The sequence below is a fragment of the Lysinibacillus sp. NPDC056232 genome, from assembly GCF_042267565.1.
Taxonomy (GTDB): domain Bacteria; phylum Bacillota; class Bacilli; order Bacillales_A; family Planococcaceae; genus Lysinibacillus.
Window position 1 is genome coordinate 67238 of sequence record NZ_JBHJTF010000009.1, and the last position, 19560, is coordinate 86797.

The 19560-nt window shown below is 39.7% G+C and carries 25 protein-coding genes; 5 read left to right on the forward strand and 20 right to left on the reverse strand.

What is annotated here, in order from left to right; genetic code table 11:
• Positions 1-23: 23 nt before the first annotated feature.
• Positions 24-497: an IDEAL domain-containing protein gene (locus tag ACFCYJ_RS09345; protein WP_376073576.1), complete on the reverse strand. Its 474-nt coding sequence runs from the start codon at positions 495-497 to the stop codon at positions 24-26.
• 198 nt (positions 498-695) lie between these two features.
• Between ACFCYJ_RS09345 and ACFCYJ_RS09350 the strand changes: the two genes are divergently transcribed.
• Both ACFCYJ_RS09350 and ACFCYJ_RS09355 read left to right on the forward strand, forming a co-directional pair.
• Entirely contained in the window at positions 696-2270 is a 1575-nt protein-coding gene (locus tag ACFCYJ_RS09350) for a hypothetical protein (RefSeq protein ID WP_376073578.1), read from the forward strand.
• Positions 2267-5029, forward strand: coding sequence for a DEAD/DEAH box helicase (locus tag ACFCYJ_RS09355; RefSeq protein WP_376073580.1), 2763 nt, complete (start codon positions 2267-2269; stop codon positions 5027-5029). The genes ACFCYJ_RS09350 and ACFCYJ_RS09355 overlap by 4 nt, the downstream gene beginning before the upstream one ends.
• Before the next feature lie 248 nt (positions 5030-5277).
• On the opposite strand, the gene ACFCYJ_RS09360 is transcribed toward ACFCYJ_RS09355, so the two are convergent.
• The gene (locus ACFCYJ_RS09360; RefSeq protein WP_376073582.1) at positions 5278-5709 is read right to left on the reverse strand and encodes a single-stranded DNA-binding protein; all 432 of its coding nucleotides are present in this window, start codon (positions 5707-5709) and stop codon (positions 5278-5280) included.
• 308 nt (positions 5710-6017) lie between these two features.
• Between ACFCYJ_RS09360 and ACFCYJ_RS09365 the strand changes: the two genes are divergently transcribed.
• Together ACFCYJ_RS09365 and ACFCYJ_RS09370 are read left to right on the forward strand one after the other, a co-directional pair.
• Positions 6018-6443, forward strand: a complete 426-nt coding sequence (locus ACFCYJ_RS09365; RefSeq protein WP_376073583.1) for a YwpF family protein — start codon at positions 6018-6020, stop codon at positions 6441-6443.
• Positions 6444-6545: 102 nt separating this feature from the next.
• Entirely contained in the window at positions 6546-7526 is a 981-nt protein-coding gene (locus ACFCYJ_RS09370; RefSeq protein WP_376073584.1) for a nuclease-related domain-containing protein, read from the forward strand.
• Here the strand turns inward: ACFCYJ_RS09370 and ACFCYJ_RS09375 are convergent.
• From ACFCYJ_RS09375 to ACFCYJ_RS09425, 11 genes are all read right to left on the reverse strand, one after another.
• A complete protein-coding gene (locus tag ACFCYJ_RS09375) occupies positions 7496-7825 on the reverse strand; it encodes a hypothetical protein (protein ID WP_376073586.1) in 330 nt (109 codons plus the stop codon). The genes ACFCYJ_RS09370 and ACFCYJ_RS09375 overlap by 31 nt on opposite strands.
• Positions 7822-8073, reverse strand: coding sequence for a hypothetical protein (locus tag ACFCYJ_RS09380; protein WP_376073587.1), 252 nt, complete (start codon positions 8071-8073; stop codon positions 7822-7824). Before ACFCYJ_RS09380 ends, ACFCYJ_RS09375 begins: the two co-directional genes overlap by 4 nt.
• A complete protein-coding gene (locus ACFCYJ_RS09385) occupies positions 8070-8339 on the reverse strand; it encodes a hypothetical protein (RefSeq protein ID WP_376073588.1) in 270 nt (89 codons plus the stop codon). The genes ACFCYJ_RS09380 and ACFCYJ_RS09385 overlap by 4 nt, the downstream gene beginning before the upstream one ends.
• Positions 8340-8516: 177 nt before the next feature.
• On the reverse strand, positions 8517-8915 hold the full coding sequence (locus ACFCYJ_RS09390) for a hypothetical protein (protein ID WP_376073589.1): 399 nt from the start codon (positions 8913-8915) through the stop codon (positions 8517-8519).
• 109 nt (positions 8916-9024) lie between these two features.
• Positions 9025-9408, reverse strand: a complete 384-nt coding sequence (locus ACFCYJ_RS09395; protein WP_376073590.1) for a hypothetical protein — start codon at positions 9406-9408, stop codon at positions 9025-9027.
• A gap of 191 nt (positions 9409-9599) precedes the next feature.
• Entirely contained in the window at positions 9600-10043 is a 444-nt protein-coding gene (fabZ, locus tag ACFCYJ_RS09400; protein WP_323648661.1) for a 3-hydroxyacyl-ACP dehydratase FabZ, read from the reverse strand.
• A gap of 248 nt (positions 10044-10291) precedes the next feature.
• Positions 10292-10576: a DNA-directed RNA polymerase subunit beta gene (locus ACFCYJ_RS09405; RefSeq protein WP_376073591.1), complete on the reverse strand. Its 285-nt coding sequence runs from the start codon at positions 10574-10576 to the stop codon at positions 10292-10294.
• 47 nt (positions 10577-10623) lie between these two features.
• Entirely contained in the window at positions 10624-11463 is an 840-nt protein-coding gene (locus tag ACFCYJ_RS09410; RefSeq protein WP_376073593.1) for a flagellar hook-basal body protein, read from the reverse strand.
• Positions 11464-11487: 24 nt separating this feature from the next.
• Entirely contained in the window at positions 11488-12321 is an 834-nt protein-coding gene (locus tag ACFCYJ_RS09415) for a flagellar hook-basal body protein (RefSeq protein WP_376073594.1), read from the reverse strand.
• A gap of 21 nt (positions 12322-12342) precedes the next feature.
• Entirely contained in the window at positions 12343-13338 is a 996-nt protein-coding gene (gene mreB, locus ACFCYJ_RS09420; RefSeq protein ID WP_376073596.1) for a rod shape-determining protein, read from the reverse strand.
• A gap of 91 nt (positions 13339-13429) precedes the next feature.
• Positions 13430-13702, reverse strand: a complete 273-nt coding sequence (locus ACFCYJ_RS09425) for a hypothetical protein (protein ID WP_376073598.1) — start codon at positions 13700-13702, stop codon at positions 13430-13432.
• Between the two features lie 135 nt (positions 13703-13837).
• Here ACFCYJ_RS09425 and ACFCYJ_RS09430 point away from each other — a divergent pair, with 135 nt between their 5' ends.
• Positions 13838-14071, forward strand: a complete 234-nt coding sequence (locus tag ACFCYJ_RS09430) for a hypothetical protein (RefSeq protein ID WP_376073599.1) — start codon at positions 13838-13840, stop codon at positions 14069-14071.
• Between the two features lie 151 nt (positions 14072-14222).
• Here ACFCYJ_RS09430 and ACFCYJ_RS09435 read toward each other — a convergent pair whose 3' ends face one another.
• The 7 genes from ACFCYJ_RS09435 to ACFCYJ_RS09465 form a co-directional block, all read right to left on the reverse strand.
• On the reverse strand, positions 14223-14483 hold the full coding sequence (locus ACFCYJ_RS09435; RefSeq protein WP_079559420.1) for a sporulation transcriptional regulator SpoIIID: 261 nt from the start codon (positions 14481-14483) through the stop codon (positions 14223-14225).
• 288 nt (positions 14484-14771) lie between these two features.
• Entirely contained in the window at positions 14772-15437 is a 666-nt protein-coding gene (locus ACFCYJ_RS09440) for a peptidoglycan DD-metalloendopeptidase family protein (protein WP_376073601.1), read from the reverse strand.
• A gap of 37 nt (positions 15438-15474) precedes the next feature.
• The gene (gene spoIID, locus ACFCYJ_RS09445) at positions 15475-16413 is read right to left on the reverse strand and encodes a stage II sporulation protein D (protein WP_376073603.1); all 939 of its coding nucleotides are present in this window, start codon (positions 16411-16413) and stop codon (positions 15475-15477) included.
• Between the two features lie 162 nt (positions 16414-16575).
• On the reverse strand, positions 16576-16731 hold the full coding sequence (locus tag ACFCYJ_RS09450) for a hypothetical protein (RefSeq protein ID WP_376073604.1): 156 nt from the start codon (positions 16729-16731) through the stop codon (positions 16576-16578).
• Positions 16732-17107: 376 nt separating this feature from the next.
• Positions 17108-18421: a UDP-N-acetylglucosamine 1-carboxyvinyltransferase gene (murA, locus tag ACFCYJ_RS09455; protein WP_376073606.1), complete on the reverse strand. Its 1314-nt coding sequence runs from the start codon at positions 18419-18421 to the stop codon at positions 17108-17110.
• A gap of 366 nt (positions 18422-18787) precedes the next feature.
• Entirely contained in the window at positions 18788-19027 is a 240-nt protein-coding gene (locus ACFCYJ_RS09460) for a DUF1146 family protein (RefSeq protein WP_376073608.1), read from the reverse strand.
• Positions 19028-19129: 102 nt separating this feature from the next.
• Positions 19130-19537, reverse strand: coding sequence for a F0F1 ATP synthase subunit epsilon (locus ACFCYJ_RS09465; RefSeq protein WP_370078469.1), 408 nt, complete (start codon positions 19535-19537; stop codon positions 19130-19132).
• Positions 19538-19560 lie beyond the last annotated feature (23 nt).

The following is a 19560-nucleotide window of genomic DNA, read 5'->3' on the forward strand; positions in this document are numbered from 1 at the left end:
TGCCTAAATAAAATACCGTGTATTCAATTTTCGAAACCTCCGAGTTGATGGTTCTTTTGTTGTAGTAGTTCAAAAAAGAGATCTTTATTATGATCTAGTAATGCCTGGTCGATTAAATGATCAATGTTTTTCTGCTCCAATTCTGTAATGAGCTGATCTACTTCGCCAACAGTCACTGAAGATACAAGTGGTAACTGAGGCTTTGGCGTAGCGCTTTCAAGAATCGGTGCTAAATGATCATGAACATTTGTAATTAATAATAATTGATATAATGGCAGTCGGATAAAACGATTCCCTTTCTGGAAAACAAATACCTCAGATATATTTTCAATTTGCTGTGTATTCAAGTTGATAATCATCTCTTTACCTTCAATGGGAATGAAATGGAAAATTTCATTCTCTTTTAATATAGAGAAATATTGATAAGCAAACACGAGACGTAGTTTGTCTCCAGTAATCTTCGTGTAAAATGGCTTCATATATTGAACTTGCATCATCCTTCATCCCTCCCTATTTATCTGATTATTCAGATTTTAACACAAATAAATTATCTTGTTAACTATCTTCTCCTTGATTTTTTTCTTTCTAATCATTCGGCTTATCATGTGCGCATTTTAATCGTATAATGGAAGGACAGTCTTTTTTTCTTTATACTTACATGCTCACTAGCTATACATTTTGAAAGGAGTGAGGTTATGGCATTGTCTATTGCCCAATTAGCTAAGGAACACCAAGAATTTATCCTTGCCAGATTGCAGGAAGCTGAACAGGCGTTACATCCTTCCTCTACTGAAGACGAAGAGCTAGTGCGTCGTGCTGTTTTTTCAGTGCGGAACAAATCAGTTGTCTTTGAACGTTTTAATGGAGCAAGTTCTATATTATATGCAAGTGTACAGGATGTCAGACCTGCTTCTGTAGAAATTGATTTTGCCAAAGAGGAGTTGAGCTGTAACTGTCCTCAGCTAAAATGGTGTAGACATCAAGTCGGCGCATTGCTTGCCCTCTATCAGCATTTTGACTCTGTGCAAAATTGGTCAAGCGCTTGGCGTGCGCAAAAATCAGTGCAATTAAAATCATTAGCAGATGAACGAAGTCCAGAAAGCTGGCAATTGATGGTCAATGAAGTCATGAAACGTTTATTACCACCTGGGCGTATTTTAGAAGGATATGGCCTTTCTGCTATACGGACAGATGCAATGGAGCGACTTCAACGGCATACGCCATTCGAACGTGAGTGGCAGCCTCTTTATAAGCTTTATATGGAGCTATCGATCTTTAATACAATATGGCGTCATTTAAATGAGACAAAAGGACATTCGTTGGATTCTCCTTATATGAAATATTTTATTGATCAAAGTGTCCAATCATTCGAAAGTATATTGACCGAGCTAAATGGCCGATCACGACTTTTTGCCACTGATCCATTCTATGATGCGATTCAGGAATTAGTTAGGAAGTTTTTATTGGAACGACAAGGATTGTTTGCTGAACGACTACAAATTTATATGCTACTTTGGGCCGTGCTTTTTTATGAAAAGCCGCGACGCGAACAGGAATTAGCACTTATCAATAACCTTGAGAATCCTTCATCTGAGATTTCCTTGCAGTCATTACAACTGCTATTTTATGTACTGCTACAAAAAGAAAGTTTATTACAGGAAAGAATTGCCCATATTGATGTACAACATATGCAGGATCTTTTTGAGCTGGCTACCTTTGCAAAACGTGCTGGCGAATCACTCGCACAGACCATTATTTTACGTGCGATGCTACCATTTACCGAAGTCTTTTTACAGCAAACTGTGCCAGTTGTAAAGCGAGCTCAATACGTACGGCAATTCCAGCTTTTATACGAAGACATACAGCTTACAGAGGAAGAGGAAGCTACATTATATAGTGCATTTGGTGTTTACGGACTTCAACCGTTTTCGTTCTTTCTTATTAAAAAAGGACGTTATCGTGAATGGGCAGCCCTTCATCAGCTAAACCTCTCCTCCCTTTCCTATTTAGAAATGTGTGGATTAAAGGATGTGCTTCAGGTTGCTCCTGCAACAGTATTACCCTTATATCACCTATATGCCATGGCTGAAATTACACAAAAATCACGTATGAACTATAAGCAGGCTGTACGAATTTGGAAAAGTATGCGCAGCGCAGCAAAGCGTGCTGGTAAAACGGCTTATTTTGAAACATATATGCAAACAATTCGTGCAGAGTATAAACGACTCCGTGCATTACAGGAAGAAATTGAGAAAGGAAACTTAGTATGATGACTATAAATGCTCCTTCCCCGTTTTCAAAAAAATTACAGCTTCGTATTCATGCAGCACAGGAAGGATATTTTACGTTACAGGGATTTACTGCTGATGGTGCAGCAATGGACGCAGACTCACTCATTTCTTCATTATTTTTTAACTATGAAGTGAATGTCTATGGGATATTAACCAATCGTTCAGAGCTTACGATTGAGGTTTCAACTTCTGAGCTCCTTGATATATTTTCACAGCGTTATCTACATCCTTTTATTGAATGGCAAGGTGTAAACACAGAAAGTCAGGTATTGCTAGAAAAAGCGTCGGCTTTACAAACGTATTGGCAAGAGCCATCGCTCTGGTCACACGCAGTTATTGCAGATGATTTTTCCTCGCTAACATTCCCTCTGGACGGTGTTGAAACAGCTTTATTAGAAACGGCCGTGCAGCAAAAACTGGCACAAGCAGGTCTTATACTGTCTGATTTACCAAAGCTAGTGCCATTTTTCTTGCGTGGTGGCTGGCCATTAGAGCAGGAACGACAGGCAGGTGCAGTGACTGTCTCCCTACGCTTAAGTGAGCCTGAGGAAGATTCAGAAGTTTGGCTTTTAGAAACAGTACTTAGCACGGCTACAGCCAAAAACTACTGGACGCCTGCTATGCGAAAGCAGTCACTACCAATTGCTGACGCTCTACCAGCAAAATGGCAAATGTATGCTGAAGCTATTGAACAACAACAAGGACAAATTGTAGATCTTCTTTCTAATGAAGATGTACGTAACGATATTTTCATCCGTATTATGCTTGAGGATTTACAAGTTCGAACATTTTTACGTGAAGATTTAGCAAGATTACAGGCACTCGGCTTTGACGTTGTATTACCGGCTTGGCTTAAGGATTTAAAACAGTCAAAAATGCGTGTTCGTGTAAGTACTGGCAATGTATCGACAAAGAAGGTTGCTGGACTAGATGATATTTTAACATTCAAATGGCAGTTTTCTATGAACGGACAGTCCATTTCACCTGAGCAATTTAAAGAGCTTGTAGAGGAGAAACGCGAATTCATTCGTATAGGTACTGAATGGTTTAGAGTCGATGCAAACTGGATGCAAGAAATGCGTACATTGATGCAGCAAGCAGAAGATGAAAGCTGGACTGTTCGTGAATTGCTATTCCGCGAGCTACCAGAGGATTTATCCTTACCTCTTGAAGAAGAGGATGCCGATGATGAAATGCGAGATGACCCAATTTTTGCATTTGAATTGCAACAATCGCTTAAATCCTATATGGAGCAGCTTCAAGAGAAAAAAGGACTTCCGTCAGTACCGGTTCCTACATCTTTGCAGGCCGAATTACGTCCTTATCAGCATGAGGGCTTCGAATGGCTTGTCTTCATGCGCGAACAAGGCTTTGGTGCGTGTCTAGCTGATGATATGGGTCTTGGTAAAACGGTTCAGCTTATTTCATATTTGCTTTATCTTAATGAAACGATTAAGGATACAAAGCCAGCCATCATTATTTGTCCTACATCAGTGTTAGGCAACTGGCAAAAGGAACTGGCCCGTTTTGCTCCTTCTTTGATTGTGCATACGCATTATCAGGCGAATCGAGCAAAGGAGGATGCTTTTAAACAGCTAGTAGAAAGAGAAAAACCACATGTAATTTTATCTACTTACGGCACCGTATCTCAGGATGCTGAGTTTTTACAGGAAGTAGAATGGGCAACAGTTGTACTGGATGAAGCTCAAAATATTAAAAATATGCAAACGCTCCAATCAAGAGCTATTCGTAAATTACAGGGTACGCATCATATTGCTTTAACAGGTACTCCAGTGGAAAACCGGTTATCGGAGCTATGGGCAATTTTTGACTTTATCCATAAAGGCTATTTAGGTAGCTTCGGTCGCTTTAACGAAGAATTTATTTTACCGGTAGAACGAGATGAGTCTGAGTCACATAAACAGAAGTTACGTACAAAAATTCAACCGTTTTTACTTCGTCGTACAAAACGTGACCCACATTTACAACTTAACTTACCAGATAAACAAGAGTCTCATGATTATTGTCCATTAACAACTGAGCAAGCATCTCTATATGAAGGATATATATTAGAGACGCTCGATCAGCTAGAGCAATTAACAGGCTTTCAAAAAAAAGGACGCGTCTTAAAGATGCTCAGTAAGTTAAAGCAATTATGTAATCATCCTGCCTTGTATTTAAAAGAACCTTTCGAGGATGCCGAATCAATGCTGACTCGTTCTACGAAATTAGAACGTATCGTGCAAATGGCTACAGAAATTGTGGACAATGGCGAGCAGTGCCTCATTTTCACACAATATATTGGAATGGGACAATTACTACAGCATTGTTTTAGTGAACTATATAATATTGATGCACCGTTCTTAACAGGTGCAATGCCTAAGCAGCAGCGTGACCGCTTAGTAGAGGCTTTTCAGGCAGGAGAGTTCCCAATATTTATCCTTTCCTTAAAAGCAGGTGGAACAGGGCTAAATTTAACAGCTGCAAATCATGTATTACACGCAGATCGCTGGTGGAATCCAGCCGTTGAAAATCAAGCGACAGACCGTGCATATCGAATTGGTCAAACACAATTTGTGCAAGTGCATAAGTTTGTTACTATTGGTACCATCGAAGAGAAAATCGATAAAATGCTTGCTCAGAAATCTGCATTATCAGAAGAACTAATTCAATCAAGCAAGTGGTTAACTGAGTTAGAAGATGATGAACTTCGTGATTTAATGACGCTCGATTTTTAAAGATTTGAAGTGCGCCAAGAGCAAAACGTTCTTGGCGCTCTTTTTTTCAGTGGATCTTGCTTGTTACTTCTCCCCCTACTTACTTCATATTTATATTTAGTTGTGTTTAAAAGGCTCATTGCTGTGCGGTCTTCAGCAATGAACTACGTTATGAAAGGTATACATCATTCCTCTCTAAATTGATTACGGTGCAAGTATAGAAGGAGAATGGCGGATCAGACAACTTGCACTTGCCCCGTATGTACCATTTAGGACTGCGATACTACTGGTAATTGTACTTCTACTTCAGGTAGTACAAAATCCTTTAAGCCGTCCTGCTCATCAGGTGGCTTTGGCAACACAATAGCCCCGTCACTATCCCTTGGCTTAAGCTGATAAAATCGGACATCTTCTACGACTACCTCTGTTATAAAAACCTTTGTGCTTTTTTCATCTAAAAATGATCTTGATTGAATACGACCATTTGCCCCAATTAATGAGCCTTTTCCGCAATATTTGACGATATGCTCTGCAAGCCTTCCCCATACTGTACAAAGAATAAAGTCAGCATCCACTTCCCCACGACTGTTTTTGTAATTGCGATTAATGGCTAGTGAAAAATGTGTTTGCACGCGATTTCCAGATAAGTGTCGTAACACTGGATCCTTTGTTAACCTTCCGACCAGTCCGACTTGGTTCATTGATTCACCTCCTTTGCTTTTGATTGCTCTCATCATACAAAAATTAATTCAGCATTGGCAAAAGTCGATTTTTATCATTTCCTTTAGTTTTTAATCATAAATTGGGTATATTGAGGTTTTTACTTTTCAATTATTGAATGATTTTTCGAGCTGAATGCTTTTCACTGTAGTAGCAAATGCTAATTGTTGAAATATGCAATTTCGCTGTTTTTGTTGATTGTGCAAAAAGAGCATGGCCCCTTCCATAAACAGTGCTAATTGAATATGTTATACTAAAAAAGATGACCGACTTAGGAGGATATTACATAATGAAAACGTTTAAGATGCTTTCCTTTGACCTTGTCACAAAAGACGGCATGCAACCTTTCCCTTTAGTCGATGGTATTATTATTAACCAAGAAAATAGCCATCAATCTTGGATTCTTGAACTGTTTATGGACCGACAATATCGTTCAACTTTTGATGAACTTTTAGCAAATGCTAATGTCTTTAATGTACGTGCAGTTATTTCATTTCCAGATAATGAGCCTGCTCCTTTCCAGGTTGCCGTACATACAGTTCAAGAAATTGGCGAGCACATCTCTGTCCTGTTAAAAGGAAAGCTCAAGATAAAACGCTCAAAATATGCCGAGCAATTGCTTGCCGAGTTGCTAGCAGAGGGTGTTACTTTAGATAAGTTATTGGACCGCTTCTCGCACGATATGAAAGAACGACCAAAACTAAAAAATGATTGAACTTGATTTAACGATGCAAACATCTGCATCGTTATTTTTTTATTGGACAGGTATAGATTTTAAGGTACAATACGATGTAAAAATTATAGGAGGTAACTATACTTGACTATTGCTATTAGAAAAAAGCCTGTTAAATTATTGTGGCTTGAGGCTTTAAAGAGGCGGTTGTTCGATGAGGATCCAGATTTTAGCTATTATAATGAGCAATTTCGACGACTCGATGCCGGCTTTGCTGGTGAAAGGAGAGTGGACCGTGAATGGCTTGAATTAGTATGTCCCTATACTTTTTTAGTGTTACATAATTTAATTCTGATCAATTCTGCACACCATTCACATCAACTCGATACACTTTTCATTTGCCGTCATTTTATGCTAGTTGTTGAAATAAAAAATATTAACGGCCGTCTTGATTTTGACGATACTACTCATCAGTGTATCCGAACAAAGCCAGATGGTACTGTTGAAGGATTTCCAAATGCACTTACTCAGACCCAACGACATATGCAATTTCTTAAAGTTATTTCCCAAAACTATTCTCTCCCCATTGAGGGCGCAGTTATTATTTCTAACCCCTCCGCGATCATTGCCAGTCATCCAAACACAATTCCGATTTTCCATGTTTCAGGACTTCAAAAACATCTCCATTCTCTTTTTAAAAAATATACACAACCTATTTTAAGCGATGAACAACTAACTCAAATGGCTCAACAACTTCTTAGTCGACATCAGCCATCGAAAGTTCCGACTTCTCTTGATGCTTCACGATTTCGCCAAGGCGTGCTTTGCCCGAAATGCCAATACAAGTCCCAAATGCATTATGCTCGGGGAATTTGGAAATGTTCATACTGTCGCTATGCAAGCGAAGAAATTTTTGCTGAAGCCTTACAAGATTATCGATACTTAGTTAGACCGACAATTACCAACAAACAGTTACGTGAATTTTTCAATATTCATTCCAGTGATGCTGCCAATCGTTTACTTAGAAAATTCCAATTTCCCTATACAGGTTCTTATAAAAATCGCGTTTACCAATTACCTGAAAATTTAGTGGACTATATGAAGCCATTTTTCCGTTCTTCTTGAGGGGTTCTTGTGTGCGGGGATTTACTTTTTTCCGCTTTGTGGGTATTTGCTTTCCTTCCGCGGGTATTTCCTTCTCTTCCGCGGGTATTCACTCCTCTTCCGCGGGTATTTGCTTCCCTTCCGCGGATATTCACTTCTCTTCCGCGGGTATTTCCTTCTCTTCCGCGGATATTCACTCCTCTTCCGCGGGTATTCACTTCCTTCCGCGGGTATTCACTTCTCTTCCGCTGGTATTTCCTCCTTCCGCGGGTATTCGCTTCCCTTCCGCGGGTATTCACTCCTCTTCCGCGGGTATTCACTTCTCTTCCGCGGGTATTTCCTCCTTTCGCGGGTATTTGCTTCTCTTCCGCGGGTATTCACTCCTCTTCCGCGGGTATTCACTCCTCTTCCGCGGATATTCACTTCTCTTCCGCGGGTATTTGCTTCCCTTCCGCGGGTATTCACTTCTCTTCCACGGGTATTTCCTCCTCTTCCGCGGGTATTCGCTTCCCTTCCGCGGGTATTTCCTCCTTCCGCGGGTATTCGCTTTCCTTACGCGGGTATTCACTCCTCTTCCGCGGGTATTCGCTTCCTTCCGCGGGTATTCACTTCTCTTCCGCTGGTATTTCCTCCTTCCGCGGGTATTTCCTCCTTTCGCGGGTATTCACTCCTCTTCCGCGGGTATTTCCTCCTTCCGCGGGTATTCGCTTCTCTTCCGCGGGTATTTCCTTCTCTTGCGCGGGTATTTCCTCCTCTTCCGCGGGTATTCACTCCTCTTCCGCGGGTATTCGCTTCCCTTCCGCGGGTATTTCCTTCTCTTCCGCGGGTATTCACTCCTCTTCCGCGGGTATTCGCTTCCCTTCCGCAGGTATTTCCTCCTTCCGCGGGTATTCGCTTCTCTTCCGCGGGTTATTTCCTCCTTCCAGCGGGCCGCGAATATTCACTCCCTCCCTCCGCGAATTTAAAATATAAAAAAGAGTGTTCCATTAGTTGGAAACACTCTTTTTTAAATTATCGCGTAACTTTCTCTTCGACGATCTTTTCTTTAACTACGCCATTAGCATTTGGAACGTTGTTATAGCCATTTGTACCATTTAAATCAGCATTTGTTCCTGGTGTTGTAGTTCCTGGTACTGTCGTCGTACCTGGTGTTGTAGTTCTTGGTGCAGTAGTAGTTCCTGGCGTTGTAGCTTCCGGAAGCACAGTGTTACGGTTAACACCATTAACGTCACGATTGTAAACGTCATTTCGTCTAGCCGGCTCTACAGTTTCTTCTACTTTCTCAACACCTCGGCGAACGTCGTGTTTAACGTTCTCCGCTGGTCTTGTTTCAACTGCTCTATTTCCCCAGTTACAACCTCCAAGGAATAAAGCAGCAAGAATAATTGCCAAAAATGACATTCTCCACATATGAAAAAACCTCCTTCCCTCGGTGCTATGTCAGCAAATACAATGTGTGTATTTGTGATCCTACATAGATTGCCCGGGAAAGGAGGGAACTATCCGATTTTTTTTTAAACTATTTTTGTTTTTCTTTTAACAATTGTTCAATGTATGCTGCTTCTGCTTTACAGTCGTAGCTATAATTTGTACCTAGCTCTTTTTGCAAGGCCTCAATTATTTCAATTTGTTTAGCTGTTGGTTCTTCATTTAAAATTTTTGCAATTACATCGTCGATTTTCTGCGCCATCTCTTCATGGAAATCAGTACTCATCAAAACATCTGCTGGGATTTTTTCGATCCATGCGGCATTTTCTTGAAAATAAGTTTGCCAGTTAGCAATAAAGTCTTCCATAGAAAAACGCTCCTCTTTCCAATCAATACTTGCTAAGTATGATTCAAAAGATGTTGAAATCGAACGCGTAATGCTAATTTTAATACCTGAAGACAATTCCTTATACATCTATATAATCCTCCTACGTTTTAAAAACAAAACTACATGTATTCATTCACAATCACATATAGCGCCATTACATTTTTATAAAATATCGTGATTTCTTTAACTGCACTTTCTATAGATAAACTATTAAAAGATTAGCAGTAAAGATATTCTTCGATATAATTAGTTTAAATCTTTTAGCCTATAATTGCAAATTACACCTGTTTTGGTTGTGCAGGTCCAATAGCGAATAGAATATCCGCTTCACATACTAGTTCCCCATCGACTGTCGCCACACCATGACCTTTGCCCATTACTCCACGTAGTTTCACGAACTCTACTTCTAATCGAAGTTGATCTCCTGGTACGACTTGGCGCTTGAAACGACAATTATCAATACCCGTCAAAAAAGCTAAACGACCTTTGAATTCATCTGCGTTTAATAATGCTACGCCACCCACTTGTGCTAGCGCCTCTACAATTAAAACCCCAGGCATTACTGGATAGCCAGGGAAATGCCCATTAAAAAAGTCTTCATTCATAGAGACATTTTTTAAACCGACTGCACGCTTGCCTTCTTCTAATTCAACGATACGATCAACGAATAAAAAAGGATAACGATGTGGTAAAATTGCTTGAATTTGCTCTGCTGTTAACATTTCTTTTCCCCCTTAATGCTTAATATCAATTTCGCCTTGGCGTAATTGCCGCTGACGCTTCGCTTTCGCGCAGAAAACATTTGCCGCTGACGCTTCGCTTTCGCGCAGAAAACATGATGTTGGTCACTCAGGCGTTTTCACAGGATGTGAAGTTCTTAGCCTGAGTTCCTCTAATTCAGTAAATGTTACAAAACATTTGCTGAATTAAGATAAATAATATGTAAAACAAAGTATGGTAAAGAATAATATTATTCTTTACCATTCATAATATCAAATATATGCTGCCATGTTTCTGGTTTGAAAATATCCATGGCTTTACCTTGTCCAATTACACTATAGCCAATTATTGCACCTAAAACTGCGGCAACAACAACTAAGATGATAATAAGTACAACGCGTAGCCAAATCGGAATCAGCCGTATTTGCACCCATCGAACCTCTCGTTGCTTTCCATTTGAGCCGTGTTCCTTCTCTTCTGGTGGCGTATCGGTTTCTTTTGTTTGCATAGAACCTCGACTTGAATCGTTTGTCATAGATTGTACTCCTCTTCATTCCTTACTAAACAGTAATAACGGATTTACTATCGAATACCATTAATGAGCCCAAGCATTTGGTCTGCTAAAGTGACAGCTCTTGAATTGAATTGATAAGAACGCTGTGTCTGCATTAAATCCGTCATTTCCTTCGAAAGATTTACATTCGACATTTCAAGAGCACCGCTCTGCATACCAATTTGCTGACGATTTGCTCCTCGTAATTCAGTGACAACTTCAGCTTGCGTATATCCTAGCTGAGCCAGGTTATTCGGCAATCCAACATAGGATCCAGAAATGTCCTCCATAAGCTGTGGCTTTTGGAACTCTGTCACCCCTACATTAGTACGTCTAATATCTCCATTTGGATATGATGCCTCTAATACGCCCCCATCACGAATAGCGAAACTTTTTACATCATCTGGTAATGTAATAGCTTGTCCATTTTCGTTTGCCAATGGATATCCATCTGCAGTTACAACCATTACTGTTCCATTATTTAATGGTGATAAATAAAAGTCACCTTGACGAGTATACACTGTTTTTGTGCGATTTTCACCATCTGGCATTAAAATATTGAAATATTGTTTTGGTTTTGTAAAAGCTAAATCAAGGTCTCGATCTGTTGTTTGTAGAGAGCCTTGCTTTTGATTAGATTGGATTTGTCCAAGCATTGCACCTGAACCATAACGGATACCAACAGGTGATTGTCGAACAGCTCGATCTTGCTTGTCATTGTTAAATTGCTGATAAAGCAATTCATTAAATGTAGTTTCTTTTGATTTAAAGCCCTGTGTATTGCTATTGGCAATGTTATTACTAATTGTATCTAGTCTATTTTGTAATTGCCCCATTGTGTTTGTTGCAGTCATCATGGTACGTAGCATGATCAAACGCCTCCTGTTCGCCTATTATACTTTCCCGATTTCATTAGCAGCCTTTTCCATACTGCGATCATAAGCTTGTAACACTTTTTGGTTAGCCTCGAAAGCGCGATATGCTGTCATTAAATCAGTCATTGTGCGACTAGAATCTACGTTTGAGCCTTCTAGATAATTTTGACGCAGTGTAAAGGATACGCCATTGGCACCGTAAGCTGTCGGTAAGTTCTCACCGTTTTCTGTTCGGATTAAACCATTATCCTGTTTACGTAGCATGTTCGGATCCGTTGCATATGATACGCCAACACGAGCTACTTGCTGATCATTAACATAAATTGCTCCGTTCTCATCTAGGCGGAAATCATCATTTGGTAGCTGGATGCGTTGGCCTCCGTCTGATAACACATACAGCCCTTGTGGATTTACTAAATAGCCTTGACCATCTAATGTGAAATTCCCGTTGCGTGTATATGCTTCTCCGCCTTCTGGATGTGCTAAACGGAAGAAAATAGATCCACTAGTACCATCTGCATTTTGCGGTAAGTTTCCATCGATCAAAGCCATATCTGTCGTAAAATCAGTGCTATAGATTTGGCCTTGTATGTAATTTGGTAATGTTTCTTGCATATAAATCCCTGTATTTAATGCGCCAACTTGGCTCATATATTGAGAGCCTGCTTGCTGATTAGCCGGTGCATTCGTTTTCCCTACACTTGACATGAGCATATCGGGAAATGACCGAATTGTTGATTGGTCTGCTTTAAACCCTGGTGTATCCGCATTTGATAAATTATTGGTTAGTAATTCTGTTCGTCTTTGTTGTGCAATCATACCAGTTGCAACTGTATAAAACCCTTTAAACAAAGGACTCACCTCATTATATTTTTATAAGGATGCCGGCACTCGATCAATATTTTCAAGCATAATCCCTGTACCAATTGCTACACAATCCATAGGTTGCTCTGCAATGAATACAGGTACTTTTAGTTCTTCGATTAGTAGCTGGTCCATACCGTGTAGTAAAGCACCACCGCCAGTAATAATGACCCCACGATCAATTATATCAGCTGATAACTCTGGTGGCGTTTTTTCTAAAACATTTTTTGCAGATTGGACAATCATAGCAACCGATTCATGTAATGCACGTTCAATTTCTTCAGAGTGAATCGTTATTGTACGTGGTAAACCTGTCACCATATCTCGACCACGAATATCCATTGAATCGTTTCGGCTACCTTTAAAGACTGTACCGATTGTAATTTTAATGGCTTCTGCAGTACGTTCACCAATTAGCAATTTATATTCTTTTTTAATATATTGCAAAATATCATTATCAAAAATGTCTCCTGCTACCTTAATGGACTCACTCGTTACAATATCACCCATTGATAGGACTGCAACATCTGTTGTTCCGCCGCCAATATCGACTACCATATTGCCGCTAGGTTGGAATATATCCATGCCTGCACCAATTGCAGCTACTTTTGGTTCTTCTTCTAAGTATACTTTTTTTCCACCTGATTTTTCTGCGGCTTCACGGATAGCTTTTTGCTCAACACTAGTAATGTTCGTTGGACAGCAAATTAAAATACGTGGTTTAGCTAAAAATCCTTTTACATCTAACTTGTTAATGAAATGTCTTAGCATGGCTTCTGTAACGTCAAAATCCGCAATGACACCATCTCGTAGTGGACGAATTGCAGTAATGTTACCAGGCGTACGCCCTACCATTTGGCGAGCCTCTTCCCCCACCGCTAATACTTTATTTGTTTTTTTATCAATCGCCACAACAGATGGTTCATTTAAGACGATTCCTTTACCTTTAACGTGTATTAATACGTTCGCAGTTCCTAAGTCAATGCCAATATCTTTCGAAAACATTTTATAATTTCTCCTTCCCGCCATTTCCAACTACATAACGTTCATTTTTATCTGTTTATCTAGAATATTTTATCATATCCTTTTGGTAATTTCACCTAAATTTAGTGAATAGAACTGCATTCCTTTCAATTATATGAACAGTTATTGAAAAGAAGAAATTGCCTAAACAATTTTTTATATGGTCCATCATCGAAAGTTTGAGCTGACACTTTTCAAGCGTATTTATGTGATTATGTTGATTGTAGTGGAGGATGGGCGACTCCTCAGGGATTAGCGATAGAGGAATGAAGGCTAAAACCATCACATCCTGTGATAACGCCTTCGTGACCAACATCGGTGCCGCTACCGCTTCGCTTTCGCGCAAAAAACATCTGTTGGCCCGAGACCCCGCAGTGAAGCGGCTCATCGGACACCCACAGGAAGCTTTGCTCTGTGCGAAAGCGTAGCGACAGCAACAACAAAGCGCAGTCGGAACGTAAATCAACCATACGTTATTGTGATGAATTCATTTTCATATGAATACTTTGAAGATTTATCGGAACAAAGTCTCGTTTTATCGGAACAATTCCTGTTTTTCTCTACTATGGGCAACTACTTGAGAATCAGCGCCACAGACGAGACCCTACAGCGAAGCGGAAGTTATCTGTGCGAAAGCGTAGCGGCAGCGACAAATGTTTTATCTGTGCGAAAGCGTAGCGTCAGCGACAAATGTTTTATCTGTGCGAAAGCGTAGCGTCAGCGACAAATGTTTTATCTGTGCGAAAGCGTAGCGTCAGCAACAAAGCGCCCAGCCGGAACGGAAATCAACCCCACGTTATTGTGAGTAGCTTTTTATGAGGAAATATGTATCTAACTTGTCCTACTTTGCATAAAAAAAGAACGAATCATTCATGACTCGCTCTTTCTTTCCACTTGTTTTTCGTTGCCTCTCCTCCGCGAATATGACGTACGGCCTTATGGTAGGCGAGTATTTCCTTTACTTGCTCAGCTAATCCTTCATGAATTGTTGGCAGTCGCTCTGTTAAATCTTTATGCACCGTACTTTTTGAATAACCTGTCATTTTCGCGAGGACACGCACAGTCTCACGCGTCTCAATCAATAATTCACCGAGGCGTATACAGCGCTTCCGAATGTGCTCGTGCACGTTCTTCGTCCTTTCCACACAAATTCACAAATGGCTTTGGCATCAGATGCACGTCTGCGCATTTCTTCAAATTATGTAAAGACAAAGCTATTCAGAACACATTTTACATTTTCACGATAAATTACTGATTTTTTATGCATTTTTTAGTATTCGTTTCTTTCATGAAAGTGATCATTTTCATTGTTTGGGAGAAAAGAAAGTGCCTATTATCAATTATGCTTCTGCATAATCGATAGTAGGCACGATGCTGGGCTTGAGTTACTCTAGTTTAGCAGCCGCTGAACTAAGTTAAAAGCCTAGTAATTTTTTCGGATTAATATATTTTCCGTTTTCAAGTACTTCAAAATGCATGTGAACGCCAGCTGCTTGGTTCCACTCATTGTCAGTCGCTTTTCCAAGTACCTGACCTTGTGTTACCTCATCGCCTTCCTTGACAGCAATGTCTTTTACAGAGCTATAATTTGTTTCCTTACCATTTGCATGCTCGATAACAATTTTATTGCCTGTAAATGCATCAAGTTTTACTTGTTTTACTTTACCGCTTAAAGCAGCAAGTACTTCGAATTCTTCACCATTCATAGAAAGAGAAATACCGGAAGATGTCGTAAATGTTTGATTAAATACCATTAGTGCTTTTTCACGTGACTCTGCATTAGCCTCTACATCATAAAACTCTTGTGAAACTTGAATTTTATTAAGATTTGCTTCCTTGAATGGGTACTTCATATTTTCTGTTCGTGCATTGGTTTCAACTACAGGACCTGAATCTACTTCTGCTACTTCTGGTAATGGAGCCTCTTCTACTTTTGATACGAGACTATTGTAACCAAGTAGCAAACCTGCTAGCATTAGAGCACCACCAGCGTAAACAACTGGCCAAAACCATGGTTTCTTCTGTAATTGAACTTTTTCATCTTGATTTTGAGAAGTTTTACTATTTTTATCCTCTCTCATTTTCATCACCTCTAGTTGCAGTGTGAACAACTAGAAGTTATTTTAAACATGCATCTATCTTTTTTATCTCAATATCTTGATAATAGTAGTGTAAAATTTCGGTAGCAGTTTTCCCATCACTTGCCATAGCCTCTGCTCCATATTGACTCATACCTACCCCATGCCCGTATCCTTTCGTGCTCACCTGCACTTTTCCAGCAGTGGCGTTATATGCGATTTTAAAGTCTGTTGATGATATTTGTAAAAGTGTTCGAACTTCTCGTCCTGACCATACATTCTTCCCTAGCTGCATGCGCTCAACACGTCCCGAATCATTTAAAAAGAACTGTACACGGTTGAAATCGTTTGCCTGCCATTTAACAGGCCATAGTGCATTCCATTCAGTCAATGTCCATTCTTTCATCGCTGCAAACTTTGGTGATGATAGATCCGAATTACTCGCAACGCTTTGTAGATATGGTACATCATTGCCACTAAATTCGTAGGCACTTTCTGTTTTACCATTACTAGTAGAGTGAAACATTGCCGTAATTAATTCATTATTATATAGAAGAACTTGTCCTTTCGTTTCGTTAATAGCCTCGACAATTTTCTTTTCATTCCCCGGGAAATTGCTAGTCCAATTCTCTTTTCTTTGCTCCTTATTGTAAAAAACTTGTTTAGCAACAGTAGGAGCGATGGCTATTTTACCGTAATTTGTCGATTTCAATGCGTAAGTCCTTGCGGCAATAGCCTGTGCCTTTAAAGCTTCTTTTTTAAATGAAACAGGCATTTCTGCGGCTATCACACCAGTCACATACGTTTCTAAAGGGATTTTCTCCGGTTGTCCCTCCACTTCTATGAATATTTCACAAGCTTGCTCTGTTGTTGTTGCAGGCGAATCCTCAACCGTACGTCTCTCACCAAATGCCACAGGAAGCATATATAATGCTCCAATCAAACAAATCATGCCTATACTCATTATCCATTTTTTCATAAGGAATAATATGCTGAAACTTTTCAAAATATACGATTGAGGGCTCTCTAAAAATCTCTTATCACCATAACTTGAAGTTAATTTCCGTTCCGGCTGGGCGCTTTGTTGCTGCCGCTTCGCTTTCGCACAGATAAAACATTTGTAGCTGCCGCTTCGCTTTCGCTACAGAAAACATTTGTTGCTGCCGCTTCGCTTTCGCACAGATAAAACATTTGTTGCTGCCGCTTCGCTTTCGCACAGATAAAACATTTGTTGCTGCCGCTTTGCTTTCGCTACAGAAAACATTTGTTGCTGCCGCTTCGCTTTCGCACAGAGCAAAGCTTCCTGTGGGCGTCGGGGCAATAGATGTTATTTGTGCGAAAGCGCAGTGTAACGTAGCGACAGCGACACGAGGTTGGTCACGAAGGCGTTCTCACAGGATGTGATGGTTTTAGCCTTTGTTCCTCTTTCGCTGATCCCCAAGGAGTCGCCCAGCCTCCACTTCAACTTTTAACATGGTATACGTTTTAAAATCGCTAAATAGGACCTCACATCCTCTTAAATGATGGAAATACGCTTCTTTCCACAGATACATTGTCACTGTTAAAACGGTTTTAGTCCTCTTTCTTTTCTATTGCAGCGTCACTCTCGCCAGCATGGACTAAACTATAAAGAAAAAACCCTTTGCTCCTATGCAAAGGGTTTTGAAATCTATTTAGTTTGTTGGTAATTCAACAGTTGACTTCTCTTTAATGATAACATCCTCAACTGGTACACGTTCAATTTGTGCGCCAAGTGAAGCCAATTTGCCATGGAAATCGACATAACCACGATCTAAGTGATGCAGTTTTGTAACTCTAGTTATACCTTCAGATACAAGTCCTGCTAAAATTAGTGCAGCCGCAGCTCGTAAATCAGTCGCCATTACTTCAGCACCCTGAAGGTTTATAGGCCCTTCGATAAACACAGAACGTCCTTCTATTTTAGCACTGGCATTCATACGACGGAACTCCTCAACATGCATAAAACGATTTTCAAAAACCGTTTCCGTAATTATACTCGTACCTTCAGCAGTTAACATCAAGGCCATCATTTGAGATTGCATATCTGTCGGGAAACCTGGATGTGGCATAGTTTTAATATCAACTGCTTTTAATGTTTTAGAAGCGCGTACGCGGATTCCTTCATCTAGCTCAGTGATTTCTACACCCATCTCACGCATCTTTGCAATTAATGCTGTCATATGTTCTGGAACTGCATTTTCAATCGTTACATCACCTTTTGTAATTGCTGCTGCAACCATAAATGTGCCAGCTTCAATACGGTCAGGAATAATATGATGTTCTGTTCCATATAATGTATCGACTCCTTCGATACGAATCGTATTCGTACCTGCACCGATAACACGGCCACCCATACTATTAATGAAGTTTGCAAGATCTACAATTTCAGGCTCTTTCGCTGCATTTTCAATTACAGTTGTTCCTTGCGCTAACGCTGCAGCCGTCATAATATTTTCTGTTGCCCCAACGCTAGGGAAGTCCAAATACACATTTGCGCCTTTTAAACGTCCGTCTGCCTTCGCCTCTACAAAACCATGACCAAAAGAAATTTTTGCTCCCATAGCCTCAAAGCCCTTTAAATGTAACTCAATTGGACGGGAACCGATTGCACAGCCCCCAGGTAATGCAACACGAGCATAGCCATTTCTTGCAAGTAAAGAACCCATCACTAAAATCGATGCACGCATTTTACTAACATATTCAAATTGAGCTTCACTAGAAAGTTCTTTTGTAGTATCTATATATACTGTATTATCCTCAGGTATATATGTAACAGCCGCATTTAGACTTTTTAGTACTTCATTTATAGTAAAGACGTCTGCTAAGTTAGGGACTTCCTTAATTACATTTTCTCCTTTAGAAGCAAGTAAAGCTGCTGCTAGGATTGGTAACACCGCATTTTTTGCGCCCTCTACGCGTACTTTCCCCTGTAGCTGTTGGCCGCCAGTCACTATTATTTTTTCCACCCTATGTCCCTCCGAATTCAATCTATTAACCTATCAAAATTTTATTTTAAAAAGAAGTATAATGTCATAATCAGTAAACAAACAACTCTATAGTACAACTTTTCTGACGCTCGTTCAAGCATCCAAATCACTATTTTACGGCATTTTTTAATATTTTGCTATTTATTTATTGTACGCATGATTTTTTTTTTTGTGAATGACCAATAACACGGGAGATAAGCGTTAATTTTATATATATACCCAAAGATATGTGAACAAAAAACAAAATCTCACAAATTTCTTTTTTACATATTTCAAAGGACCACATAAATTATGTTATAAAGTCCTGTGAAATATGTAGATTTAATACTTAACATAGAGGGTCTATTAAAATAAATACGGAAGATTCCCTGACCACTTTGAAATTTGGAGAAAGAAATTTGAAACGGCTGATCCTACCGCAATGCTTAATAAAATATAAATTAGTTGGACTTGAAATACTTTATTCTTCTTAAAGAGCTTTTCTAACATAAATGCTTGTAGCGCATAAAAAGTAATAGCGATAAAAAATATATGCGATAAAATACCTATTAAAGCTTCCTGCCCTATTGCCTCATAAATTCCCATGTTTGTTCCTCCATAATAATTCCTCTTGCCAATGCTTAAACGGTACATTTGAGATAATGTTAAAAAACGGACAGATGTTGAATCTGCCCGTTAAAATTTGAATTAGATATTACCCTCATGAACGTTGATACGATTCAACGCACGTTTTAATGCTAGGTCAGCACGTTTGAAATCAATGTTATCTTGTTTATCTTGAAGACGACCTTCAGCACGTTTAACGGCTTCTTTAGCACGTTTAACATCGATGCTTTCAGCAATTTCAGCAGATGGCGCTAAAATTGAGATTTTTTCAGGGCGAACTTCAATAAAACCACCGCTTAAGGCAACTAGTTCAGTTGAACCGTCTTCTTTTTTAAGCTTCACTGCACCAATTGCAAGTGGAGCAACCATAGGAATATGGCCTGCAAGAACACCGATTTCACCTGAAGTTGTTTTAGCGATTACCATTGATACTTCAGAATCGTATACTGGGCCGTCGGGAGTGACAATATTGACTAGAACTGTCTTCATATTTTTTCCTCCTCGTCCCTAGT